The organism is Aeromonas aquatilis (assembly GCF_054052405.1).
On record NZ_JBSTYP010000007.1, the window covers coordinates 43,033 to 67,553 of the forward strand.

The window sequence follows — 24,521 nt, forward strand, 5'->3', positions numbered from 1 at the left end:
CCGGTGCGCCGGTCTGCTTGTCAAAAAAAGTGTCATAAGAAAGCCAAAAGCATGGAGAACAAGATGAAGAAAGGATTGTCCAAGATTGCCCTGGCGCTGTTTGCCGCCGGTTTCGCCTTCAGTGTCTCAGCCGCTGATATCAAGGTAGGTGTCGCTTCTGACGCCACTTCGCTGGATCCGCAGGAGCAGCTCTCCGGTCAGACCCTGGAGATGTCGCACCTGGTATTCGATCCCCTGATGCGTTACACCCAGGACTTGCAGTTCGAGCCCCGTCTGGCCGAGAAGTTCGAGCGTGTCGATGACAAGACCGTCCGCTTCCACCTGCGCAAAGGGGTCAAGTTCCACTCCGGTAACGACTTCACCGCTGACGACGTGGTGTGGACCGTCAACCGCCTGAAATCCTCCGTCGACTTCAAGGCGATCTTCGATCCTATCGCCGAAGTGAAGAAGGTCGATGACTACACCGTCGATCTGATCACTGCCAAGCCGTTCCCGCTGGTGCTGCAGACCGTCACCTACATCTTCCCGATGGACTCCAAGTTCTATACCGGCAAGACCGAAGCAGGCAAAGACAAGGCCGAGATCGTCAAAAACGGCGACTCCTATGCCTCTACCCACGTCTCCGGTACTGGCCCGTTCACCGTCAAGTTCCGCGAGCAGGGTGTGAAGCTGGACTATGCCCGCAACGCCAACTACTGGGATAAAGCCTCCAAGGGTAACGTCGAGAACCTGACCGTGGTGCCCATCAAGGAAGATGCGACCCGTGTTGCAGCCCTGCTGGGTGGCGACGTGGACATGATCTATCCGGTTGCGCCGAACGATTTGGAGCGCGTGAAGAATGGCAAGGACTCCCAGCTGGTTACCCTGTCCGGTACCCGTGCCATCATCATCGAGCTGAACCAGAACACCAACCCGGCGCTGAAAGACAAGCGTGTACGTCAGGCGATCAACTACGCCATCAACCAGGTGGGCATTGTCGAGAAGATCAACAAGGGCTTCGGGACCCCTGCCGGCCAGCTGAGCCCGAAAGGCTATGCCGGTCACAACGAGGCGCTGGTGCCCCAGTATGATCTGGCCAAGGCCAAGGAGCTGATGAAAGAGGCCGGTTACGAGAAAGGCTTCAAGATGACCTTCATCTCCCCGGCTGCCCGCTACGTCAACGACGTCAAGATTGCCCAGGCTGTCTCCGCCATGCTGGCCAAGATCAACATCAAGGTGGATCTGAAGACCATGCCGGTGGCCCAGTACTGGCCTGAGTTTGACAAGTGCGCCGCAGACATGCAGCTGATTGGCTGGCACTCCGACACCGAAGATACCGCTAACTTCTTCGAGTTCCTGACCTTCACCAAGGATGCCAAGACCGGTATGGGCCAGTACAACTGCGCCGGTTACGCCAACGCCGAAGCTGACAAGCTGGTGATGGATGCCAACGCCGAGACCGATCCGGCCAAGCGTGCCGAGATGCTCAAGAAGGTCGAAGCCATGCTGATCGAAGATGCTGCCTACGTGCCGTTGCACTGGGAAGATCTGGCCTATGGCGCCAAGAAGAACGTCGACATCAAGCCGGTGGTCAACGTGATGAACTTCCCTTACCTGGGTGACCTGGTGGTCAGCAAGTAAGCGAAGCGCTAAGGAAGGACGGGGCGGGGTGGTCAGCTGGCCACTCCGCCCACTAACAGAAGCCTGTGCCACGACACAGGCCACGTAGAAGGACAAGCATGTTTACATTCCTGCTGAAACGGTTCTATCAGGCCGTGATAGTGATGTTCGTCATCAGCCTGGTCGCCTTCTCCATCCAGGATAACCTGGGTGACCCGTTGCGCGAGCTGGTGGGACAATCCGTCTCCGAAGCCCAGCGTCACGAGTTGCGCGAGAAGATGGGCCTTAACGATCCCTTCCTCGTCAAATACAGCCGCTTTTTGAAAAATGCGGTGCACGGGGATCTGGGCACCTCCTATTTCTTCAAGCGACCCGCTCTCGAGGTGATCCTCGACAAGCTGGTGGCTACCCTTGAGCTGGTGTTTGCTGCCGCGCTCATCATCGTGGTGGTCTCCATTCCACTCGGTGTCTATTCGGCGATCCGCCCGCGCAGCATTCCCACCAAGATCATCATGGCGGGGAGCAGTATCGGTATCTCGATCCCGGTGTTCCTGACCGCCATCATGCTGATGTACCTCTTCTCCATCCAGCTGGGCTGGCTGCCGGCCTATGGTCGCGGCGAGACCCGCAACCTGCTGGGCTGGGAGTCGGGCTTCTTCACCTGGGACGGTATCAAGCACCTGATCCTGCCGGCGGTGTCGCTCTCCTCCATCATGCTGCCGCTGTTTATCCGGCTGGTGCGCTCCGAAATGCTGGAGCAGCTCTCCTCCGAGTACGTCAAGTTCGCCCGCGCCAAGGGGCTGGACAACAACAAGGTCTACTACCAGCACGCCCTGAAGAATACCATGCTGCCGGTCATTACCGTCGGTGGTGTGCAGATCGGCACCATGGTGGCCTACACCATCCTGACCGAGAGCGTGTTCCAGTGGCCGGGGACCGGTTTCCTGTTCCTCGAGGCGATCCATCGGGTCGATACGCCCCTCATCACCGCCTACGTCATCTTCGTGGGGCTGATCTTCGTGGTGACCAACACTCTGGTCGACCTGCTCTACGGGTTGATTAACCCGACCGTTAACCTGACTGCCAAGGGGTAAGCGCATGACTAATGCTGTAACTGCAAGCCCAAGCCGTTGGGCACGATTCAAGAACTCTGACATCGTCTACTACTTCCTGCGGGACAAGGTAGCCATGTTCAGCTTTGCGGTGTTCGTGGTGTTCGTGCTGGCGGCGCTGCTGGCCCCCTGGCTGGCACCGCACAACGTCTATGACCAGACCAGTTTTGATCTGATGGATGCCGAGTTGCCCCCTTCCTGGCTCGAAGGTGGCGAGGAGCGTTTCTGGCTCGGTACCGACAACCAGGGGCGGGATATCTGGAGCACCATTCTCTATGGCGCCCGTATCTCCCTCACCATCGGCCTGTTTGCGGTGGCGCTGCAGTTGGTGATGGGGATCGTCATCGGTCTGATTGCCGGTTACTTCGGTGGCCGCATCGACAACCTGCTGATGCGCTTTGCCGACGTGCAGCTGTCGTTCTCCACCATGATGGTGGCGATCATCATCTCCGCCATCTTTCAGGCAACCTTTGGCTCCGAGTTTTACTCGAAGTTTGCCATCATGATGCTGGTGGTGATCATCGGTATCGCCGAGTGGCCGCAGTACGCCCGTACCGTACGCGCCTCTGTGCTGGCGGAGAAGAAGAAGGAGTATGTGGAAGCGGCCAAGGTGATGGGGTTCCGCGCCCCGCGCATCATGTTCCGCCACATTCTGCCCAACTGTTTGTCGCCCATTCTGGTGATCTCCACCGTGCAGGTGGCCAACGCCATCATGAGCGAGGCGGCTCTCTCCTTCTTGGGGCTCGGGATGCCGGTGGATCAACCGTCGCTCGGTTCCCTCATCAGCGTCGGCTTCAACTACATCTTCTCCGGCTCCTGGTGGATCACCGCCTTCCCGGGTATCTGTCTGGTGGTGCTGGTGCTGGTCATCAACTTGCTGGGTGACTGGCTGCGGGATGTGTTTAACCCCAAGATCTACAAAGGGTAACGCGGGCCTACTCTGAGGCGCCGAGTCGCAGCTGTCAGAGCATTTGGATAAAAAAATCCGAAACCGGTTTAGCCGGTTTCGGATTTTTATTGGTCTTGAGCAGACAGCTTGTTGATTGCACACCCATCAGTAGTGCGGTGGCGGGGTCTCTTCGGCCATGCTGGCAATCTGGCTGGGCTGTACGCTTTGCAATTTGTCGATCAGCAGCTGGATCTGGTATTTGAGCCGATCGAGTTCACGGCCCTGGGTGGTCACCTCGTCGTTGAGCTGCTCTATGGTGTATTCCGCATAGGCGAGACGGGTTTCCAGGGTTTCGATGCGATCGTTAAGTTGCTGACTCATGGGCCTTCGGGTCCTTACTTGATTGTCCAGATTTCGGCCAGACCACTGGAGCTGGCACTGATAAGGTGGCTATTGTCGCGCAAAGCGACGCCGTAGACCACTGCGCTGGGCGGTTTCACCTTGGGTTGTGGCGAGACGCGCCAGCTCTGCAGCAGGGCACCATCACTCACTTGCCACAGGGAGAGCTGACGGGAAGGGGCGCCGGTGATGAGCCACTTGCCATCGTTGGCAAAGCGGGCGCTGGTGTAGACCTCGAAGCGGTGATCATATTGCAGCTGACTCACCTCCTTGCCGGTTTTCAGCTCCCAGATGCTGGCCTGGCTGCTGTCGGCGGTGAAGGCGTAGCGGCCGCTCGGCTCCAGTCTGGCCATGATCACCCGGCCACCATGGTTGAAGCGCCAGATCACCTGCCCGCTACGGGTATCCCACAGATAGGCGCTGTAGTCGTTGCCGCCGGTCAGGGCGTAGCGACCGTTGGCGGAGAGATCCACCGTATTGACCTGTTCGGTGTGCCCCAGAAACTGCAGGCGACGGCCGCTTCGGGTGTCGAGCCACTCGGCCTTGCCATCTTCCCGCCCGATCAGCACATAACGACCGTCGGCAGAGAGCGCGATGTCCCTCAGCCTGGATTCAGGAAGTGAGTAGTAGCCTTGTGATTGCCCGTCGCTCAGCCGCCAGGTAGCAAAGGTGTCGGGGGTGGCGGTGACGGCATGGCTGTTGCCCTCGGAAAAACGGGTAATGAATACCAGATCATCCGCCGAGTCGGATTGCTTCCAGCGCCAGCGTTGACGGTTCTGTTCCAGATCCCAGACGATGATGCCCTGGCTGATGCTGGAGACGATGGCCTGCTTGCCATCACTGGAGAGATCTGCGGTCAGCAGACCCGTGCTGGCGAGGGGCATTTGCTGGCTGGGTTGGGAGCTCAGCTCGCAACCGGTGAGCATTAAACATAGGCTCACCAGATAAATGGCACTTTTTATCATTTTTGCGGTCTCACGCTTTTGTTACCTGCGATCACGGCGTTAGTATAAGGCGCTTATCACGATAAACCTCTCATTTCACGATGGAACCGAGAGCGGTATTTGGAGTTTGGAGAAACTGATGAACAAATTTCTGAAGGTGTCCCTGTTGGCGGCGGCGGTTGCCGTCGGTCTGACTGCTTGCCAAAAAGACGAGAAGCCTGCTGCGGCCAATACCGCCGAAGTGAAGGCAGAAGCCAGCAAGCCGGCAGAGGCGACCAAGGCCGAAGCCAAGAGCTTTGAAGAGCAATCCGGCTACGCAATTGGCCTCTCCATGGGTCGTTACATCGCCAATACCCTGGAGCGTCAGCAGGAACTGGGCATCAAACTGGACAACGCGGTGATCCTGAAAGGGGTGACCGACGGTCTGGGCAAAGAAGCCAAGATGACTGATGAAGAGATCCAGAAGGTACTGCAAGAGTACGACGCCAAGATCAACGAGCTGACCAAGGCCAAGGCCGAGAAAGACGCCGTTGAGAATCTGAAGAAGGGCGAAGAGTACCTGGCTGCCAACGCCAAGAAAGAGGGTGTGAAGAGCACCGAATCCGGCCTGCAATATCTGGTCGAGAAGATGGGTGACGGCGCCAAGCCGAAGTCTACCGATATCGTCAAGGTTCACTACACTGGAACCCTGACCGACGGCACCAAGTTCGACAGCTCCGTCGATCGTGGCGAGCCGGCCACCTTCCCGCTCAACCAAGTCATCCCGGGTTGGACTGAAGGCGTGCAGCTGATGCCGGTTGGCTCCAAGTTCAAGTTCTTCCTGCCGTCCAAGCTGGCCTACGGCGAGCATGGTGCAGGCTCCATCCCGGCTAACGCCGTGCTGGTGTTTGACGTCGAACTGCTGGCTATCGAGAAGCCGGCTGCAGAAGACGCCAAGAAGTAATTCCTTTGTATCGATGAAAACGGCTCCTTAAGGAGCCGTTTTTACTTGTGTATTCCCTGCAATCGCGGGATAACAGAGCTGTCTTGGCGTTGGGTTTGCGCGCGAAAATAAGGCAAAATAGATCGCAGAATCAAATACAAGGATGAGTCCAGTGGCTGAAAATAAATCGCGTGTCCTGCTGGTGGAAGATACCCGTAGTCTGGCGGTGGTCTATGAACAGTACCTGCGCCAGGAGGGGTACGAGGTGGTGCTGGCCGACTGCGGTCAACAGGCGTTGGCGCAGTTGCTGGCAAGTCCTCCCCCCGTGGTGCTACTGGATCTGGAGCTGCCGGATATGTCCGGTATGGATATTCTGCAAATGATCACCGAACAGCAGTTGCCCTGCTCTGTGGTGGTGATCACCGCCCACGGCTCGGTGGATGTGGCGGTGGAGGCGATGCGCCTCGGTGCCTTCGATTTTCTGACCAAGCCGTTTGACAGCAAGCGGCTCTGCGCCACCGTTCGCAATGCCTTGAAACACCAGCAGTTGAGCTCGCTGGTTGCCCACTATCGGGAGAACTTCGAGCGCAGCTCCTTCTTCGGTTTTATCGGTGCCTCCATGTCGATGCAGGCGGTCTATCGCATCATCGAGAGCGCGGCGCCCAGCAAGGCGACCGTCTTTATCACTGGCGAGAGCGGCACCGGCAAAGAGGTGTGTGCCGAGGCGATTCACCAGTGCAGTCCCCGCAGCGAGCAGCCCTTTATTGCCCTCAACTGCGCCGCCATTCCCCACGATTTGATGGAGAGCGAGATCTTCGGTCATGTGAAGGGCTCTTTTACCGGCGCCCAAGGGGATCGCAAGGGGGCGGCCAGTCTGGCTGATGGCGGTACCCTGTTTCTCGACGAGATCTGTGAGATGGACCTGGATCTGCAGAGCAAGTTGCTGCGCTTTATTCAGACCGGCACCGTGCAGCGAGTCGGCAGTGGCAAGCTCGAGACGGTAGATGTCCGCTTTATCTGCGCCACCAACCGGGATCCGCTGGTCGAGGTAAAAGCGGGCCGTTTTCGCGAGGATCTCTACTATCGGCTCCACGTCATTCCCCTCACCCTGCCGCCGCTGCGGGAGCGGGGCGAGGATATCCTGCTGCTGGCGCGTACCCTGCTGCAGAGCTACGGCAAGGAGGAGAACAAACGCTTCAAGGATTTCGATGTCGAGGCGGCGCGAGTGCTGCTCGACTACCCCTGGCCTGGCAACGTACGCGAGCTGCAGAACGTGGTGCGCAATATCGTGGTGCTCAACGACAAGGAGCTGGTGAGCCCGGATATTCTACCGCCACCACTCAATGGGGGTCGTCCCCAGCCACCGACTGCGATTGCGGCAGCGGTGGCATCGGCTCCGGCAGCCGCCGGGGTGGCCAACGGGCCAATCCGCCCGCTCTGGCTGGTGGAGAAAGAGGTGATCGAACAGGCCATCGCCAGCTGTGACGGCAATATTCCCAAGGCGGCGGCCCTGCTCGAGATCAGCCCCTCCACCATTTACCGTAAAAAGCAGGGGTGGGAAGAGTCCAATCGGGCCTGAACCATCTTGCCAGCAGAAAGGGCGGCTAGCGTGCCGCCCTTGCTATTTTGGGGATCAGAGTTTGGCGAGGCACTTGAGGCGGGCCAGTCGCTCCCCCTCATGGGCGCTGAACCAGCGGTCCTGCGACAGCAGAAACCAGGCGCGGGAGAAGTATTCCGCGGTCAGCGGATCGTCCAGCACCAAGGCATTCTCCCCCAGCTCCTCGAACAGATAACCATCCTCAGGTTCGCCAGCCTCGGCCATATCGGCCTTGAGCTGGTGCAGCTCTGCCAGCGCCTGCTGGTGCTGCCCCTGGGCCCGGGTCAGGCGAGCCAGACTCCAGCGGGCGATAAACGCCTTGGCCGGCTGGTTATGCTGCAGATGCCAGGCCAGACACTTCTGCTGCTGGATTTTCGCCTCCTCAAAGCGACCCAGTTCGAACAGGGTCCAGCCCTGATTGTTGTAAAGGGGGGCCAGCCAGCCACGCACCTTCTCGTCACTGCTGCGTTCCGCCAGCTCCATCGCCAGTTGATGCCAGCGGCTCTGCTCTTCCAGCGGTACGGCGATGGCGATCATGTGAGCGGCGTCGATGGCGAGATAGGTCTCCTTCTCCTTGAGTCCCCACTGCCAGGCTTGTTCAAAAAGCGGTTTGGCACTTGCTTTGTCGCCCGCCGAGTTAAAGGTGCGGCCTCGCTCCAGCAGGGCCCGGATCCGCGCTCTGGGGGTTGTGTCGGTGAGGCGAGGCTCTATCTCGTCGAGCAGCTGATGGGCTTCGGCAAACTGGCGCTGCAGCGAATGGGTACGGGCAATTTGGGTCAGCAACTCCAGTTCGAGTTGCAGGTCGGCGGCGGCGCGCGCTTCGGGAAGAAGGGTGTGAAAACGAAGGGCACTGGCGGCGGGATCCTGATAATCCCACAGCGCCATGAAATCGGGCGGATTGTCCATTTGGCCTCCTTGCTGGTTATCCTGTCACCAAGATGCCTGCAGGCCATTGTTTGTACAAGGGGCGCCCGTCACAGAGCGCCCCTTGAGTCATGTTTACGGCTGTGGCCAGTTGCTCAGTAGACCATGGCCAGGCTCATCAGCATCAGACCGAGGGCGGCAAAGGCACCCTCCTTGATGGCGAGCCTTGGCACCAGCGCCTTGGGCAGGGCCGGAAACAGGCTCAGGGCAAAGCCAAGGCCCGGCATCAACCAGTGGAATGCCGGATCGCGCAGGGTGGGATCGGCGGCTCCATTGATGATGATCAGCAAAATAAACAGGGTGAAGGCGGGGAGGATAAACCAGCGTACCCCACCGGCGGCGACCGCCCGCAGCGGCGAAATGCGATAGAGCAGCATGGTCACAAGGAACAGAACAAAAGGGGCCAGCAGATAGAGCGGAGCGGGGTTCATAACATCTTTCCTGAAAACTGATCGTCAAAAAAACGGTTGTCCGGTGCAAGAGGCGCGGGATTTAATCACTCTTCGCAGGTAATCACCAGCAGCCCGGGCCCGGGCTGTGAAGAGGATCCCGGATAAAGGTTTGCTAGCGCGTCTTAGTGCAACCAGAACCAGGCTGCTGCAAATCCCACCCAGCTCAGCACCAGCAAGATCCAGGGCAGGGGATGCTGATGGCTTACTTCAACCAGCTCCAGCTGATCGTCTTGCTCTTCGGTTTGGGGCGCGCCCTGTGGTTGCCTGGCTTTGGCCTGCAATTTTTTCTGGCGGCTCGCTTCACGGGCCCGCGCCTTCATCTGTTTCTTGTATTCGTCGATGCCTTTCTGGATCCCTTGCGCGATAAGCTGGGTCTGTTCCTTGGTCTGCCCCGGCTTCTGGTTGGCACGGGCAATTTTCATCGCCTCCTGCTGGGTCTCGGGGGAAATCTTGTCGTACTTGGCCATCAAATCATCTCCTCGGGCATGGCTGGCTGGGGAGTATGCCATAAAGGCGCGTCCGGGTGGTGCTCCTTGGTGCGGGAGGGGAGCAAGTGAGTGACTGCTCAACAAAAAAACTGATAAATCAGCAGGAAGCTGGATGTTGGGCCGAAGATCACAATTAGCAGAATTTGTGAGTCATCGATGAAAAACGGTCATCTGTTGTTTGTTATATTGGCGCCCGACCCGCTGGACAGGGTTGGTAAATAACAAAACAATCAAGGTGATATGGAAATGAATAATAACTTTATCAAAGGCGGCGTGGCACTGGCCGTGCTTGCTGCACTGACTGGCTGTAATACCTCGACTAATGACACCGTTGCACCCTGCACCGAAAATGTCTGCAAACTGACCATATTGCACACCAACGATACCCACGGCCGTTTCTGGCATAACGAGAAAGATGAGTACGGCATGGCTGCCCAGAAGACCCTGGTCGATCGGCTGCGTAGCGAGGCCAAGGCGGCTGGCAGTGAAGTGCTGATGCTCTCTGGCGGTGATGTAAATACCGGGGTACCCGAGTCCGATATGCAAAATGCCAAGCCTGACTTCATGGCGATGAATAGCATTCGCTACGATGCCATGGCGGTGGGTAACCACGAGTTTGACAATCCGCTTAAAACGTTGGAAGAGCAGCGCAGCTGGGCCAAGTTCCCCATGCTCTCCGCCAACATCTATGACAAGGCGAGCGGCAAGCGCTACTTCGATCCCTACAAAGTGTTCAAGCTGGAGAGCGGCCTCAAGGTTGCCGTACTGGGTTTGACCACTGAAGATACTGCTCAGCTGGCGGCAACTGCCAATGTGGAAACCTTGGAGTTTCGCGATCCAACCACGGAAGCGGCTGCATTGAGCAAGCAGATCCGTGACAAGAGAGAGGCCAATCTGGTCTTCGCCATCACCCATATGGGCCACTATGCCGATGGTCAGCACGGCAGCAATGCGCCGGGCGATGTGGAGATGGCTCGCAAGCTGCCGGTTGGCACCCTGGATGGCATCATTGGTGGCCACTCCCAGAACCCGGTCTGTATGGAGCCGAGCACCCCGAACAAGTACAACGCCAATTTCAAGCCGGGTGATAATTGTAAACCGGATAACCAGAATGGCACCTGGATTATGCAGGCCCATGAGTGGGGAAAATATGTGGGCCGTGCCCAGTTTGAGTACCAGAATGGCAAGTTGACCATGACCAGCTATGACCTGATCCCGGTCAACCTGAAAGGTAGTGATGGCAAGTTTGTACAGGACGAAATTATCAAGGATCCTGAGCTCTATAACACCCTGCTCGCCTATCAGGAACAGGGCCAGGAAAAACTCAATGAGCGCATCGGTGATACTGATGGCTTGCTGATAGGTAACCGTTCTGTGGTGCGAGCGAAGCAGACCAACCTAGGTCGTTTAATCACTACCGCCACAGCTTCCCGTTTGAACACTGACTTTGGCATCGTCAACTCTGGCGGTGTGCGTGATGATATTCCTGCAGGTGAAATCACCTACCGCAGCGTTTTGAAGGTGCATCCTTTCGGCAACCAAGTTAACAGGGCTGAGATGCAGGGAAGCGAGCTGGCTGCCTATCTGGGACAGGTTGCGACCAAGACCAGCGGTTCCGGCGGTTATGCCCAGTTTGGCGGTATCGAGATGGTAGTGGATTGCCAAGCCAAGAGCGTGAATATTTCTCGCGTTGGTGGCAAGGCGTTTGACCCTGCGGCTACTTACAGCTTTGCTATTCCGAGCTACAGTGCGGATGGCGGTGATAGTTATCCCAAGATCACAACCAAAAACGCAGGTTTGGTTGATGCTGATGTGTTGAAAAACTATATCCAGGATCAAAAGTTCATTTATGTTGCCGCTTATGAGCCGAAGAACGAGGTGAGCTATATCAACTCAACAGTTAGCTATGGTTGCAAGTGAGTTCCGTTATTTTGGCATAATCATAACATGAGCTACACTCGGAAGCCCTTTTAGAGAAATCCCCAGGCATTACCTGGGGATTTTTTCGAACCGTTACTGAATTTTCCTGTCTATTGCATCACATCGTGTCTCGTCAGGCTTGCAGCCAGCTTTCGATACTGCGCTGTATGCCTGCATCGTCCAGACCGAGCAGGGCATAGATCTCCTGCTGGGTACCCTGTTCCACAAAGCGATCCGGCAAGCCGAGGTTGAGTACCGGCCTGCACTGTTTATTGCGCATCAGCAGCTCGTTCACCGCCGAACCGGCGCCACCCATGATGGCATTGTCTTCGATGGTGACGAAGTGACCGTGGCTGGCCGCCAGCGACAGCACCAGCGCCTCATCCATCGGTTTGACAAAGCGCATGTCCACCAGAGTGGCATCCAGTGCCTCTGCGGCCACTTTCGCGTGGTGCAGCAGGGTACCAAAGGCCAGAATAGCGGTGCCCTTGCCCTCTCGCAGGATTCGTCCCTTGCCAAGCGCCAGCGCCTGCATTTCTGACGAGATGGGGGCGTCGCTCAGGCTGCTGCCGCGCGGATAGCGCACTGCGGCAGGGCCCTGATGGAGATAGCCGGTATAGAGCATCTGGCGGCACTCATTCTCATCAGATGGCGTCATCACCACCATGTTGGGCACGGTGCGCAGGAAGCTTATGTCGAACGCCCCCTGATGGGTCGGGCCATCGGCGCCCACCAGACCGGCCCGGTCGATGGCGAACAGCACAGGCAGATCTTGCAGCGCCACGTCGTGGATCACCTGATCGTAGGCACGCTGCAGGAAGCTCGAATAGATCGCGACCACCGGCTTTTTATCAGCGATGGCAAGACCCGCGGCGAACGTGACTGCATGCTGCTCGGCAATGGCCACATCGAAGTAGCGGTCCGGATACTGCTGGCTGAATTTCACCAGCCCGGAGCCTTCACGCATGGCGGGGGTGATGCCGACCAGCTTCTCGTCTTTGGCAGCCATGTCGCACAGCCACTGGCCAAAGATGGCGGAGAAGGTGGGTTTGGCGCTGCTCGCCTTGGGCAGGGAGCAATCGTCAGGATTGAACTTGGGCACGGCGTGATAACCGATAGGGTCTTTCTCCGCCGGCTCGTAACCCTTGCCCTTCTTGGTTTTGACGTGCAGCAGTTGCGGGCCCTTGAGGTTGCGCATGTTGCGCAGGGTCTCGACCAGTGCCTCGATATCGTGACCGTCGATGGGGCCGATATAGTTGAAGCCGAACTCCTCGAACAGGGTGCCGGGCACCACCATTCCCTTGAGGTGCTCTTCGGCCCGCTTGGCCAGCTCCTTGACCGGCGGCAGACCCGCCAGCACCTTCTTGCCGCCTTCGCGGATGGTGGTGTAGAGCTTGCCGGACATGACCCGGGCCAGATGGTTGTTGAGCGCCCCGACATTCTCGGAGATGGACATCTCGTTGTCGTTGAGGATCACCAGCATGTCTTTATGGACATCGCCGGCGTGGTTGAGCGCTTCAAAGGCCATCCCTGCGGTAATGGCACCATCACCGATCACCGCTACCACCTTGCGACCCAGCCCTTCACTCTCGGCGGCGACCGCCATACCGAGCGCCGCACCGATGGAAGTGCTGGAGTGGCCGACGGAGAGCACGTCGTACTCGCTCTCGCCACGCCAGGGGAAGGGGTGCAGACCGTCTTTCTGACGGATGGTGTGGATCTGATCACGGCGCCCGGTCAGGATCTTGTGGGGATAGGCCTGATGGCCCACATCCCAGATCAGCCGATCGAACGGGGTGTTGTAGACGTAGTGCAGGGCCACGGTCAGTTCGACCGTGCCGAGACCGGAGGCAAAGTGTCCGCTGGAGCGGCTGACAGAGCGCAGCAGATATTCGCGCAGCTCGTTGCACAGCACCGGCAGCCGATCTTTGGGCAAGGAACGCAGCTCGACCGGAGTGTCCGCGAGGGCCAGGTTGGGGAAATTGCTAATATCAACGCTCATATTGTTACTGTTATCCAGCGTTTAGTGGGTTCGCTCGATGATGTAATCGGCAAACGCTTCCAGAATGTCGGTATTGTAGGGCAAGGATTGCAGGGCTGTTAAGGCTTTCCCATGCAGTTCGCGAGCCAGCTCACGGGCATTTTCGAGTCCGAGCAGGGCCGGATAGGTACTTTTCTCCAGCGCTAGGTCAGAACCTTGTGGCTTGCCCAGGGTGGCGGTATCACCTGTGATGTCGAGGATGTCATCCTGCACCTGAAAGGCGAGGCCAATCGCGGCGGCATAGGTTTGCAGGGCAGCCAGCGTGGCGTCATCGACATCGGCTTTGCACAGGGCGCCGAGCGCCACGGCGCATTCAATCAGCGCACCGGTCTTGTGGCGGTGTACCTGCTCCAGTTCGGCAAGCGTGATCTGGCGCCCTTCAGCCTGCAGGTCCAGCGCTTGACCGCCGCACATACCGAGATAGCCGGAGGCGCGGGCGAGGGTACTCAGCATCCGCACACGGTTGGCCATCAAGGAGTCGGGCATGGGGTGATCGGCCAGAATGGAGAACGCCAGGGTCTGCAGCGCATCACCGGCCAGAATGGCGGTTCCTTCGTCAAACGCCTTGTGAACGGTTGGCTGACCACGACGCAGGTCGTCGTTATCCATGGCGGGCAGGTCATCGTGAAGCAGGGAGTAGGCGTGGATGCACTCCACGGCAGCTGCGGGGCCATCCAGCAGTTCGCTCTTGACGCCCAGCATCTCGCCGACCGCGTAGACCAGAAACGGGCGAACCCGCTTGCCGCCCAGCAGCAGGCCATAACTCATGGCATCGCGCAGGCGCGGCGCCATGGCGGGCAAGGATTCAAGTTGTGCTGACAGACAGTCGTCAATACGCTGACGATGCAGACGGGAAAAATGGTCCAGCGCCACTCACTCCTCTCCTTGTTCTGGCTGGAAGGGGGCGAGCTGGTCACTGCCATCAGCTTGACTGAGCAGGATCTGGATCTTCTGTTCGGCCAGTTCCAGCTTCTGCTGACCGGCCCGAACCAGATGAACTCCCTGCTCGAACTGCTTGAGTGCCTCTTCCAGGGGTAGGGAACCTTGTTCCAGCTGATGAACGATGGTTTCCAGCTCTTCCAGAGTGGCATCAAAACTCAGACGGTCGATTTTTTTACTGGCCATGTCCATCCTCGGGGATTGCAAAAAACGGCTTATATTAACATCGACCGTCCACAGGGGGGAGGCAGAAAAGCATTGCCCCCTCAAACTCTCGCTAAACTGGCCGATAATGAGCCATCATTCTCAGTGGATGCATGCTTGCCGCTAGGGTCGCAATAGCAGAAAATTCAACAAACTATAATTAGGCATAAGAACCGGTGACAGGAGTAGGGACGTGGATCTAGGCAGTCTGATAGGGATAGTGCTGGGTTTCGGGGTGGTGGTGTACGGCATGCTGCTGGGTGGGCCCATGAGCATGTATGTGGATATGCCATCGGTCTACATCACCATCTTTGGTTCCATCTTCATCGCCATGATGAAGTTCAACCTTGGCCAGTTCCTGATGGCATTCAAGGTGGCGGGCAAAGCCTTTATGTACAAAGGCGACAAGCTTGAAGACCTGATTACCAAAGCCGTCGAGCTGGCTGATGCGGCTCGCAAAGGGGGCTTTCTGGCGCTGGAGGCCGCAGAGATCCCCAATGCATTTATGAAAAAAGGGATCGACATGCTGGTGGATGGTCACGATGCCGATGTGGTGCGTGCCGTGATGGAAAAGGATATCGACCTGACAGCCGAACGCCATGTCATTGCCATCAAGGTATTCCGTACCCTTGGGGATCTGGGCCCTGCCATGGGGATGATAGGTACGTTGGTGGGTCTGGTGGCCATGCTGGCCAACATGAGTGATCCCAAGTCGATCGGCCCGGCGATGGCGGTGGCCTTGCTTACCACTCTGTACGGGGCTATTGAGGCCAATATGTTGGCGATCCCGATAGCAGACAAGCTGGAGCTGCGCAGCGGGGAGGAAAAGCTCAGTCGTACCCTGATCCTTGATGCCATTATGGGGATTCAGGATGGTCAGAATCCGCGGGTGATCCAGTCCATGCTGCAGAATTATCTCAACCAGTCCAAACGTAATACCGGCACCGAATAGGGGGCACTATGTCTGATTGCAAATGCCCGCCGCCAGGGTTGCCCGGTTACATGGGAACCTTTGCTGATCTGATGTCGCTCTTGATGTGCTTCTTCGTGCTGCTGCTCTCCTTTGCCGAGATGGACGTACAGAAGTTCAAGCAGATAGCCGGTTCCATGGACAAGGCGTTCGGGGTACAGAACATCCTCGAGGTGAAAGATATTCCGAAGGGAACCTCGGTGATTGCCCAGGAGTTCAGGCCCGGTCGCCCCGAGCCCACGCCGATTGATACTGTGATGCAGCAGACTATCGATATGACCCAGACCGAGCTGGAGTTTCTGCCCGGCGAGGCGGATCAGGCCGGTGGTCAGGACAAGAGTGATGGCAAGCAGACAGGAGGCGATACCGCGCAGGATGCACAGAAGGCGCAGCAGCAGTCCAATACCTTGGCAAAAGCGCTCGCTGAACAGATGAAAGAGCAGATCCAGGATGGTGCCATCGAGATCGAGGCGTTGGGCCAGCAGATCATTATCCGGATCAGGGAAAAAGCGTCGTTTCCGGCCGGTTCGGCGTTTCTGCAGCCCCAGTTCTGGCCGGTTATTCGCAAAGTTGCGACCCTGCTCAAGGATGTGCCGGGTGAAATCACTATTTCCGGTCACACTGACAACGTGGCAACCGAAGATGAGCTGTTCCAGTCCAACTGGGAGCTGTCGTCACAGCGGGCGGTGGCGGTCGCGCACCAGATGATCAAGGTCCCCGGTTTTGATCCGGGGCGTCTGGTGGTGCAGGGAATGGCGGATTCCCAGCCATTGGTGCCCAATACCACCCCCGATAATCGCCGGATGAACCGGCGGGTCGAGATTTCCATCATGCAGGGCAAGCCGACCGTTTCGGCTCCCATTTCGGTGCCGGAAGGGAAGTAAGCGAGTGTAATTGTGATGATGCAAGTGGGATCTGCATCAGGGGGCTGACGTGGATTTTGTGTCGGCTTCATATTAAGATGCCCCATCCGAACCGATTGCTGCGGCCTCCTTGCAGATGGTCGCAGCTTCTATTTTCAAGCAACCCAGGTTTCGACTATGAATCATACTCCGATGACTGTTCGCGGCGCTGAGAAGCTGCGCGAAGAGCTCGATTATCTCAAGACCGAGCTTCGTCCCCAGATTATCGAAGCGATTGCCGATGCCCGTGAGCACGGCGATCTGAAGGAAAACGCCGAATACCATGCCGCTCGCGAGCAGCAGGGGTTCTGTGAAGGCCGCATTCAGGAGATTGAAGCCAAGCTCTCCAATGCGCAGGTGATCGATGTCACCAAGATGACCAACAACGGCCGCGTGATTTTTGGCGCGACGGTGACTCTGCTCAAAAGCGAGACAGAGGAAGAGGTGGTTTACCGCATCGTGGGTGATGATGAGGCCGACATCAAACAGAACCTTATCTCCGTCAATTCACCGATTGCCCGCGCCCTGATCGGCAAGGAAGTGGACGATGTTGCGATCGTCAAGACGCCTGCTGGCGATGTGGAATATGAAGTGCTGGACGTTGCTTATCTCTAAGCGCTGCAGTATTTGATGGGACAGGGGAGCTGGTGCTCCCCTGTTTCTCTTTACCCGGCCTGATAGGCCTCGGTAAAGGCATCCTGATGACGTTGAAACAGCCAGTGGCGCAGGCGCTCTATGTCGCTTTCGCTCATCTGGAAGCTGATCGCCCAGGTGGCGCTGGCCGGGTTGGATTTGATTAACCTGACCAATCGTCCCTGCAGTGGCAGAGGTTCTTCCTCATCGAGACAGAGTTCGCCGTTGAGCTGTGTATCCGCCACCATGCCGAGAGGCATGTTCTCGACGATGAGCCCGTTGAGGGAGAGGCTGAGAACCTGAAACAGGCCCAGCTCGCTGCATAGCTTGGCTTTTTGGGTGAGACGCCAGGCGCGCGGTTGCGCAAACCCCAACTCCCTGATGACCGGTGCAGATAAGCGGGGCTCGACGAAGCCATCTTCTCTTTGGGTAAAGGTGAGGGGAAAGCGTAGCTGGTGTCCTGCGAAGCGGGCTTCGAGTACGAGGTTGTCGGCTTTTTGCAGCAAGCCAAGCATGGGACCATCGAGGTGACCACTCAGGAGATGACTCTCCTGATTGCTCCCCAAGTCCCGCAGCATGGCCAGCTCATCGTCGGTTAGAATTTGATGGTGAGCCATAGCGCGTGTCCGGAAGTATTCATCGCAGGTTAAGGGGTTGGCGACTACTTTGGCAAGCGACTCGGGAAGAAGTGGAAGAAGGAAAGAGCTGCGCTCTTTCCTTTTATTTGCGGGGCAGCTGGATCTTGGGTTCGTTGGCCTGACGATAAATGGTCAGCACATGGCCCATGCTCTGTACTTTGACTGAACCGGTTTCACGGACGATGGCATCCATAACCAGTTGTTTCATCTCACGATCTTCAGACGCAACTTTAACCTTGATCAGCTCGTGATGGTTCAGTGCCAGATCGATCTCGGCCAGTACGCCTTCGGTCAGACCATGCTGACCCAGCAGGACGACAGGTTTGAGGCTGTGGGCCAGGCCCTTGAGGTACTGTTTCTGTTTGTTGTTGAGAATCATCGCAATTTCTTCATAAGTCAGGGTTGAAAGGGGCGTATTCTACCCCCACTTAGCCCTTAATACTAATAACCCTTGTGGTTTTTTAAAGTCGATTATCATGACCCAGAAAAAACATTCCCCCAGTTCAACCCGCTGGTTAAAAGAGCATTTTGACGATCAATACGTCAAAAAAGCCCAAAAGTTGGGACTGAGATCCCGTGCCGTGTTCAAGATCGACGAGATCCAGGGCAAGGATAAACTGCTCAAGCCGGGCATGACGGTGGTGGATCTGGGGGCGGCTCCCGGTGGCTGGTCCCAGTTTGCCATCGACCAGGTCGGTGACAAGGGGCGGGTGATCGCCTGTGATATTCTGCCGATGGATTCCATCGCCGGTGTCGATTTCCTTCAAGGAGACTTTCGGGAGGAAGCTGTACTGGGCGCGCTGCTGGAACGGGTCGGCCCGGACAAGGTAGATGTCGTCATGTCCGACATGGCGCCGAATATGAGCGGTACCCAGCAGGTGGACCAGGCACGTTCCATGTATCTGGTCGAACTGGCGCTGGATATGTGCAATCAGGTATTGCGCAGTGACGGCAGTTTTGTGGTAAAGGTGTTTCAGGGAGAGGGCTTTGATGCCTATCTCAATGAAATTCGTCAACTTTTCTCCGCTGTCAAAATTCGTAAACCAGACTCATCCCGCGCCAGATCACGGGAAGTCTACATTGTGGCTACCGGTTTTAAACTGTAGTACCCTAACCTTCATCGTTAACTGTCAGTCTGCGAGGTTACTGATTTGAGTGACATGGCGAAAAACTTAATCCTGTGGCTGGTCATCGCCGTCGTGTTGATGTCGGTGTTCAATAGCTTCAGCCCCAGCGATACCACCAGTCGCCAGCTGGACTATTCCAGCTTCGTTAAAGAGGTGACCCAAGAGCAGATCCGTGAAGTGCGGATGGATGGTAAGGTCATTAATGGCGTCAAGCGTACTGGTGAACGATTCACCACCATCATCCCGGCGCCGGACCCCCAGCTGCTCAACGACATGCTCAATCACAATGTCAAAGTGATGGGCGAGAAGCCGGAAGAGCCGTCTTTGCTGACCTCTATCTTCATCTCCTGGTTCCCGATGCTGCTGCTGATCGGTGTCTGGGTCTTCTTCATGCGTCAGATGCAGGGCGGCGGTGGCAAAGGTGCCATGTCGTTTGGCAAGAGCAAGGCTCGCCTGATGAGCGAAGATCAGATCAAGACCACCTTTGCCGATGTAGCTGGTTGCGATGAAGCCAAGGAAGAGGTGAAGGAGCTGGTCGACTATCTGCGCGACCCGAGCAAATTCCAGAAACTGGGTGGCAAGATCCCGACCGGTGTGCTGCTGGTTGGTCCTCCCGGTACCGGTAAGACCTTGCTAGCCAAGGCTATTGCGGGCGAGGCCAAGGTGCCGTTCTTCACCATCTCAGGTTCCGATTTCGTGGAGATGTTCGTCGGTGTCGGTGCCTCCCGGGTGCGTGACATGTTCGAACAGGCCAAGAAATCTTCCCCCTGCATCATCTTCATCGATGAAATTGATGCGGTCGGTCGCCAGCGTGGCGCCGGTCTGGGCGGTGGGCACGATGAGCGTGAGCAAACTCTGAACCAGATGCTAGTCGAGATGGATGGCTTTGAGGGCAACGAAGGCATCATCGTCATCGCTGCGACCAACCGTCCCGACGTACTGGATCCGGCATTGCTGCGTCCGGGCCGTTTCGACCGTCAGGTTGTGGTCGGTCTGCCGGATGTCCGTGGTCGCGAGCAGATCCTGAAAGTGCACATGCGCAAAGTTCCGCTGGCGGATGACGTCAATCCGGCACTGATTGCCCGTGGTACTCCCGGTTTCTCCGGTGCGGATTTGGCCAACCTGGTCAACGAGGCAGCCCTCTTCTCTGCTCGCGAGAGCCGCCGTGTAGTTTCCATGGCCGAGTTCGAGAAGGCGAAGGACAAGATCATGATGGGCGCGGAACGCCGCTCTATGGTGATGAAAGAGTCTGAGAAGGAGATGACGGCTTATCACGAAGCGGGTCACGCCATTATCGGTCGCGTGGTTCCGGATCATGATCCCGTCTACAAGGTCTCCATCATTCCGCGTGGCCGTGCGCTGGGTGTGACCATGTACCTGCCTGAGCAGGATCGCTGGAGCCACTCCAAGCAGCATCTGGAGTCCATGATCTCCAGTCTGTACGGCGGTCGTCTGGCAGAAGAGCTGATCTATGGTGCCGAGAGGGTCTCTACCGGTGCGTCCAACGACATCGAGCGTGCTACCGATATCGCCCGCAAGATGGTGACCCAGTGGGGCATGTCCGAGCGTCTCGGCCCAATGCTCTATGCGGAAGAAGATGGTGAAGTGTTCCTCGGTCGCAGCATGGCCAAGGCCAAGCACATGTCCGACGATACCGCTCGCGTCATCGATGCCGAGGTCAAGCAGGTCATCGACCGCAACTACGCCCGTTCCAAGCAGATCCTGCTGGATAACATGGACGTGTTGCACAGCATGAAAGATGCGCTGATGAAGTACGAGACCATCGACGCCAAACAGATCGATGATCTGATGGCCCGTCGCGAGGTTCGTGCTCCGAGCAACTGGCATGACGAGCACGGTGATACCCCGCAAGGTGGTTCCACTGTGGCTGCCGAGGCCAAACCGGCCGATGAGGCGGCACCGGTGGCGGATGTCACTATCGACAAAGCCAACGACGTCCCGGCCAAATAATCGTGACTCTCCAAACCCCGGGCTTGCCCGGGGTTTTTCTTTATCAGATGGACGTGAAAATGCAGTTAACCAGCAAGGGGCTTAGCCTCTCCCTCGATCGTCCCCATGTGATGGGGATCCTCAATGTGACGCCCGACTCCTTCTCCGATGGCGGCAATTTCAATCAGTTTGAACGTGCGATGGCCCATGCGCGGCAGATGGTCTCTGACGGTGCGACCCTCATCGACATCGGTGGCGAGTCAACCCGCCCTGGTGCGCCCGATGTGAGCGAGCAGGAGGAGCTGGACAGGGTCATTCCTGTCGTGGAACAGATGGTCCGTGAGCTGGATGTGATGATCTCCCTCGATACTTCCAAAGCGGCGGTGATGCGGGAGGGTTGCAAGGTGGGTGCCCATTTGATCAACGATGTGCGGGCGCTGCAAGCACCTGGAGCACTGCAAGCCGCGGCTGAGGCTGCTGTCCCTGTCTGTCTGATGCATATGCAGGGGCAGCCGAGAACCATGCAAGTCGAGCCGCACTATGACGACCTGATCGGGGAGGTGCGCGCCTTCTTTGATGAGCGTATTGCGGCTTGTCTGGCGGTCGGGATCCGTCGTGAAGAGCTGTTGCTGGATCCGGGATATGGTTTTGGCAAAACCCTTGCACACAACTATCAGCTGTTGGCGGCTCAAAAGGAACTGCTTGATTATGGCTTGCCGCTATTGGTGGGGATGTCGCGAAAGTCTATGATAGGCAACCTGCTGGGCCGTCCGGTGGATGAGCGTCTGGCGGGCAGTCTGGCATGCGCCCTTATCGGTATGCAGCATGGGGCTCGCATCATCAGGGTACACGATGTAAGGGAGACCATGGACGCATTGCGCGTCGGTTGGCTGGCAATGACGGGACAAGATTTTATTTCCAGATAATAAAGAGAACAGACAATGGCAAGAAAGTATTTCGGTACCGATGGTGTGCGCGGCAAGGTTGGCGAATACCCGATCACTCCTGATTTTGTAATGAAATTGGGTTGGGCTGCCGGCAAGGTGCTCTCCAAGAAGGGCACCAAAAAGGTGTTGATTGGCAAGGATACCCGCATCTCCGGTTACATGCTGGAATCCGCGCTGGAAGCGGGGCTCTCTGCGGCAGGCCTTAAAGCCATTCTGATGGGGCCGATGCCCACACCGGCGGTTGCCTACCTGACTCGCACTTTCCGTGCCGAAGCTGGCATCGTCATCAGCGCTTCCCACAACCCCTTCTATGACAACGGCATCAAGTTCTTCTCCGCCGACGGCACCAAGCTGCCCGATGATGTCGAGATGGCTATCGAAGCCGAGCTGGATCACGAGCTCAAGTGCGTCGAGTCGGCCGAACTTGGCAAAGCAGTGCGTATCGATGATGCCGCCGGTCGCTATATCGAATTTTGCAAGAGCACCTTCCCCTCCCACATGAATCTGGATGGGGTGAAAATGGTGGTCGACTGTGGCCACGGCGCTACTTATCACATTGCGCCGTCGGTTTTCCGCGAGCTGGGTGCCGAAGTGATCACCATGGGCTGTGCCCCGGATGGTCTCAACATCAACGATGGTGTCGGTTCGACTGCACCTGACGCACTGGTTGCCAAGGTGCTGGAGTGCAAGGCCGATCTGGGGGTTGCCTTTGATGGTGATGGTGACCGTCTGATCATGGTCGACCATACCGGCTATCTCATCGACGGTGATGAAGTGCTCTATATCATCGCGCGCGATGCCCTGCGCAATGGTCGCCTCAAAGGCGGTGTCGTCGGCACCCTGATGGCCAACATGGGTCTGGAGCTGGCGCTGCAAACCCTGGGCATTCCGTTTGCCCGCGCCAAGGTGGGTGACCGCTATGTGCTGGAGATGATGGAAGAGAAGGGCTGGCGCATCGGTGGCGAGAACTCTGGCCACATTATCTGCCTAGATCAGACCACTACGGGTGATGGTATCGTAGCCGCCTTGCAGGTGCTTACCGCCATGCGCAGCGCCGAGATGCCGCTGGCCAAGCTGCGCTCCGGCATGAGCAAGTTCCCGCAGGTTCTGGTCAATGTTCGTTTTGCCGAAGGCAAGGATCCGCTGGCGGCTGATGCTGTCATGGATGAGGTTGCCAAGGTAGAACTGGAACTGGCTGGTCGTGGCCGCGTGCTGTTGCGTAAATCCGGTACCGAACCGCTGATCCGGGTCATGGTCGAAGGGGAGCATGAACAGCAGGTGCGTGATATGGCTCAGCGCATCGCCAAGCAGGTTGAGTCGGCGTTTTAATGAACAGCTAGGGCGGCTTTTTAGCCGTCCTGGTTGTATCTTGTTCAAACGATTCGAAAATTTAAAAATAGCACTTGTCAGCTGAGCATCCTCTGGATATTATCAGCCCCGCTTTCGCAAGGGAGTTGCCGATGGGACATCGCAAGCCGTTTGTAGCAGCCAACTGGAAGTTGCACGGTAGTAGGTCGCAGTTAGAGCAGTTTACGAGTCAGTGCCTGAACGGTGTTGACGGAAAAGTAGATGTGGTTCTCTGTCCTTCCCATGTGCATCTCGACTTTACCGCTTCACTGCTCAATGAGCAGAAAGTAATAAAGTTGGGGGCTCAGAATGTGAGTCAGCACGATGCTGGCGCTTACACAGGAGAAATCTCGTGTCAGATGCTAGTTGAGGCAGGGTGTCGTTACGTATTGGTAGGGCACTCCGAGCGCAGGCGTCTCTTTGGTGAGACCAGTTTTATCGTCGCAGAGAAGTTTGCGGCAGCCAGAGCGGCAGGTTTGATTCCCATCCTCTGTTTAGGTGAGTCAGGTGCAGCAAGGCAGGCGAGAAGAGCCTTCGAGGTGATCGCCGAAGAACTGGATATCGTCATAGAGAAAAATGGCGCGATGGCTTTCGATAATGCTATCATCGCCTACGAGCCGATTTGGGCTGTAGGTACAGGTAAATGCGCCACACCCGAGCAGGCACAAGAGGTTCATTCCTTTATACGTGGTCGCTTGGCGGAGGATACTCCGGTAATAGGTGAGAAAGTTAGAATCATCTATGGTGGGAGCGTAACGCCGAGCAACGCGAGAGATTTGTTTGCACAGCCCGACATTGATGGCGGACTGATTGGCGGAGCAAGCCTCGATAGCGATGCGTTTTTAGGAATTGTTGAAGCGGCAAAGGGTGCAAGTTAAATGTACGAGATTCTTTTAGTCGTTTATCTGCTGGTTTCACTGGCTCTGATTGGTCTGGTGATGATTCAGCAAGGTAAAGGGGCTGATATGGGCGCCTCCTTCGGCGCAGGGGCATCGAACACAGTATTCGGCTCCGGTGGTTCAGGCAGTTTCCTGACCCGAACAACAGCAATTTTGGCTACTCTGTTTTTCGTTATCAGCCTGGTGCTTGGATCTATGTCCAGCAACAAGGTAAAGCAGGGTAGTGAGTGGGAAAATCTGCAACAAACCCAACAGGTTGAGCAGACCAAAGCGCCAGTGAAGAAAGATACTGACGTTCCCGAGTAAGAGTTTTGCCGTGGTGGTGGAATTGGTAGACACGCTATCTTGAGGGGGTAGTGCTCTAGGGTGTGCGGGTTCGAGTCCCGCCCACGGCACCAATTAAGCAGTGAGCTCGGGAAGCCGAGTGTATTATAGCCAGTCAGTCTTGTATCGAGAGAGTGAAGTGGCTATAATCTCGCACGATTTCGGACGCGGGGTGGAGCAGCATGGTAGCTCGTCGGGCTCATAACCCGAAGGTCGTCGGTTCAAATCCGGCCCCCGCAACCAAATTTCACGCATTTCCTACGCTCAGGAAGGCGGTCGCTGCGAGGCGACAATCAGGGTAAAGCGCCAAGCCCCGATTTGACATCGGGGCTTTTTGTTATGTGCAATTTACTC

At 57.0% G+C, this 24,521-nt stretch carries 25 protein-coding genes and 2 tRNA genes; 17 read left to right on the plus strand and 10 right to left on the minus strand.

What is annotated here, in order from left to right:
- Window positions 1-63 precede the first annotated feature (63 nt).
- From ACW5W8_RS03965 to ACW5W8_RS03975, 3 genes are all read left to right on the plus strand, one after another.
- Complete coding sequence (locus ACW5W8_RS03965; protein WP_498626504.1) at window positions 64-1,620, plus strand: ABC transporter substrate-binding protein; 1,557 nt, start codon at window positions 64-66, stop codon at window positions 1,618-1,620.
- A 98-nt stretch (window positions 1,621-1,718) separates the two neighbouring features.
- Window positions 1,719-2,693: an ABC transporter permease gene (locus ACW5W8_RS03970; protein ID WP_041207966.1), complete on the plus strand. Its 975-nt coding sequence runs from the start codon at window positions 1,719-1,721 to the stop codon at window positions 2,691-2,693.
- Between the two features lie 4 nt (window positions 2,694-2,697).
- On the plus strand, window positions 2,698-3,639 hold the full coding sequence (locus ACW5W8_RS03975) for an ABC transporter permease (protein WP_498626506.1): 942 nt from the start codon (window positions 2,698-2,700) through the stop codon (window positions 3,637-3,639).
- Window positions 3,640-3,765: 126 nt separating this feature from the next.
- On the opposite strand, the gene ACW5W8_RS03980 is transcribed toward ACW5W8_RS03975, so the two are convergent.
- Window positions 3,766-3,981, minus strand: a complete 216-nt coding sequence (locus ACW5W8_RS03980) for a SlyX family protein (protein ID WP_005335285.1) — start codon at window positions 3,979-3,981, stop codon at window positions 3,766-3,768.
- Between the two features lie 14 nt (window positions 3,982-3,995).
- On the minus strand, window positions 3,996-4,964 hold the full coding sequence (locus ACW5W8_RS03985; protein ID WP_498626508.1) for a WD40 repeat domain-containing protein: 969 nt from the start codon (window positions 4,962-4,964) through the stop codon (window positions 3,996-3,998).
- 118 nt (window positions 4,965-5,082) lie between these two features.
- Between ACW5W8_RS03985 and fkpA the strand changes: the two genes are divergently transcribed.
- Both fkpA and ACW5W8_RS03995 read left to right on the plus strand, forming a co-directional pair.
- Window positions 5,083-5,886, plus strand: coding sequence for an FKBP-type peptidyl-prolyl cis-trans isomerase (fkpA, locus tag ACW5W8_RS03990; protein WP_498626509.1), 804 nt, complete (start codon window positions 5,083-5,085; stop codon window positions 5,884-5,886).
- 151 nt (window positions 5,887-6,037) lie between these two features.
- Complete coding sequence (locus ACW5W8_RS03995; protein WP_498626511.1) at window positions 6,038-7,444, plus strand: sigma-54-dependent transcriptional regulator; 1,407 nt, start codon at window positions 6,038-6,040, stop codon at window positions 7,442-7,444.
- A gap of 54 nt (window positions 7,445-7,498) precedes the next feature.
- On the opposite strand, the gene ACW5W8_RS04000 is transcribed toward ACW5W8_RS03995, so the two are convergent.
- The 3 genes from ACW5W8_RS04000 to ACW5W8_RS04010 form a co-directional block, all read right to left on the minus strand.
- On the minus strand, window positions 7,499-8,368 hold the full coding sequence (locus ACW5W8_RS04000) for a tetratricopeptide repeat protein (RefSeq protein WP_498626512.1): 870 nt from the start codon (window positions 8,366-8,368) through the stop codon (window positions 7,499-7,501).
- 113 nt (window positions 8,369-8,481) lie between these two features.
- Entirely contained in the window at window positions 8,482-8,817 is a 336-nt protein-coding gene (locus ACW5W8_RS04005; RefSeq protein WP_005335280.1) for a hypothetical protein, read from the minus strand.
- 143 nt (window positions 8,818-8,960) lie between these two features.
- Entirely contained in the window at window positions 8,961-9,305 is a 345-nt protein-coding gene (locus ACW5W8_RS04010) for a DUF2956 domain-containing protein (protein ID WP_498626513.1), read from the minus strand.
- Window positions 9,306-9,572: 267 nt separating this feature from the next.
- Between ACW5W8_RS04010 and ushA the strand changes: the two genes are divergently transcribed.
- Window positions 9,573-11,246: a bifunctional UDP-sugar hydrolase/5'-nucleotidase UshA gene (ushA, locus tag ACW5W8_RS04015; protein ID WP_498626515.1), complete on the plus strand. Its 1,674-nt coding sequence runs from the start codon at window positions 9,573-9,575 to the stop codon at window positions 11,244-11,246.
- A 133-nt stretch (window positions 11,247-11,379) separates the two neighbouring features.
- Here ushA and dxs read toward each other — a convergent pair whose 3' ends face one another.
- From dxs to xseB, 3 genes are read right to left on the minus strand one after another with little or no spacing between them, the layout of a single operon-like run.
- Window positions 11,380-13,248, minus strand: a complete 1,869-nt coding sequence (gene dxs / locus ACW5W8_RS04020) for a 1-deoxy-D-xylulose-5-phosphate synthase (RefSeq protein ID WP_498626516.1) — start codon at window positions 13,246-13,248, stop codon at window positions 11,380-11,382.
- A 21-nt stretch (window positions 13,249-13,269) separates the two neighbouring features.
- Entirely contained in the window at window positions 13,270-14,160 is an 891-nt protein-coding gene (ispA, locus tag ACW5W8_RS04025) for a (2E,6E)-farnesyl diphosphate synthase (RefSeq protein WP_064338656.1), read from the minus strand.
- Complete coding sequence (gene xseB / locus ACW5W8_RS04030) at window positions 14,161-14,412, minus strand: exodeoxyribonuclease VII small subunit (protein WP_005338838.1); 252 nt, start codon at window positions 14,410-14,412, stop codon at window positions 14,161-14,163.
- Between the two features lie 211 nt (window positions 14,413-14,623).
- Here xseB and pomA point away from each other — a divergent pair, with 211 nt between their 5' ends.
- From pomA to greA, 3 genes are all read left to right on the plus strand, one after another.
- Window positions 14,624-15,382 (plus strand): flagellar motor protein PomA, encoded by a 759-nt coding sequence (gene pomA, locus ACW5W8_RS04035; protein WP_431360741.1) that lies wholly within the window; start codon window positions 14,624-14,626, stop codon window positions 15,380-15,382.
- An 8-nt stretch (window positions 15,383-15,390) separates the two neighbouring features.
- The gene (locus ACW5W8_RS04040) at window positions 15,391-16,284 is read left to right on the plus strand and encodes a flagellar motor protein MotB (protein ID WP_498626517.1); all 894 of its coding nucleotides are present in this window, start codon (window positions 15,391-15,393) and stop codon (window positions 16,282-16,284) included.
- 156 nt (window positions 16,285-16,440) lie between these two features.
- Window positions 16,441-16,917, plus strand: a complete 477-nt coding sequence (greA, locus tag ACW5W8_RS04045) for a transcription elongation factor GreA (protein ID WP_498626519.1) — start codon at window positions 16,441-16,443, stop codon at window positions 16,915-16,917.
- A 50-nt stretch (window positions 16,918-16,967) separates the two neighbouring features.
- On the opposite strand, the gene ACW5W8_RS04050 is transcribed toward greA, so the two are convergent.
- Both ACW5W8_RS04050 and yhbY read right to left on the minus strand, forming a co-directional pair.
- Window positions 16,968-17,552: a PilZ domain-containing protein gene (locus tag ACW5W8_RS04050; protein WP_498626521.1), complete on the minus strand. Its 585-nt coding sequence runs from the start codon at window positions 17,550-17,552 to the stop codon at window positions 16,968-16,970.
- 103 nt (window positions 17,553-17,655) lie between these two features.
- The gene (yhbY, locus tag ACW5W8_RS04055) at window positions 17,656-17,952 is read right to left on the minus strand and encodes a ribosome assembly RNA-binding protein YhbY (protein ID WP_033114153.1); all 297 of its coding nucleotides are present in this window, start codon (window positions 17,950-17,952) and stop codon (window positions 17,656-17,658) included.
- Between the two features lie 97 nt (window positions 17,953-18,049).
- Here yhbY and rlmE point away from each other — a divergent pair, with 97 nt between their 5' ends.
- The 8 genes from rlmE to ACW5W8_RS04095 all read left to right on the plus strand — a co-directional run bounded on the left by rlmE (window position 18,050) and on the right by ACW5W8_RS04095 (window position 24,410).
- On the plus strand, window positions 18,050-18,679 hold the full coding sequence (gene rlmE / locus ACW5W8_RS04060; RefSeq protein ID WP_498626523.1) for a 23S rRNA (uridine(2552)-2'-O)-methyltransferase RlmE: 630 nt from the start codon (window positions 18,050-18,052) through the stop codon (window positions 18,677-18,679).
- A 45-nt stretch (window positions 18,680-18,724) separates the two neighbouring features.
- Window positions 18,725-20,671, plus strand: a complete 1,947-nt coding sequence (gene ftsH, locus ACW5W8_RS04065; protein WP_498626525.1) for an ATP-dependent zinc metalloprotease FtsH — start codon at window positions 18,725-18,727, stop codon at window positions 20,669-20,671.
- 59 nt (window positions 20,672-20,730) lie between these two features.
- The gene (folP, locus tag ACW5W8_RS04070; protein ID WP_498626526.1) at window positions 20,731-21,576 is read left to right on the plus strand and encodes a dihydropteroate synthase; all 846 of its coding nucleotides are present in this window, start codon (window positions 20,731-20,733) and stop codon (window positions 21,574-21,576) included.
- Window positions 21,577-21,591: 15 nt separating this feature from the next.
- Complete coding sequence (gene glmM, locus ACW5W8_RS04075; protein ID WP_498626527.1) at window positions 21,592-22,926, plus strand: phosphoglucosamine mutase; 1,335 nt, start codon at window positions 21,592-21,594, stop codon at window positions 22,924-22,926.
- 131 nt (window positions 22,927-23,057) lie between these two features.
- Entirely contained in the window at window positions 23,058-23,822 is a 765-nt protein-coding gene (gene tpiA, locus ACW5W8_RS04080) for a triose-phosphate isomerase (RefSeq protein WP_498626529.1), read from the plus strand.
- Entirely contained in the window at window positions 23,823-24,149 is a 327-nt protein-coding gene (secG, locus tag ACW5W8_RS04085) for a preprotein translocase subunit SecG (protein ID WP_005338811.1), read from the plus strand.
- A 7-nt stretch (window positions 24,150-24,156) separates the two neighbouring features.
- Window positions 24,157-24,241 (plus strand) — tRNA-Leu (locus tag ACW5W8_RS04090).
- 92 nt (window positions 24,242-24,333) lie between these two features.
- Window positions 24,334-24,410: transfer RNA gene (locus tag ACW5W8_RS04095), tRNA-Met, on the plus strand.
- The last annotated feature ends 111 nt before the right edge of the window (window positions 24,411-24,521 follow it).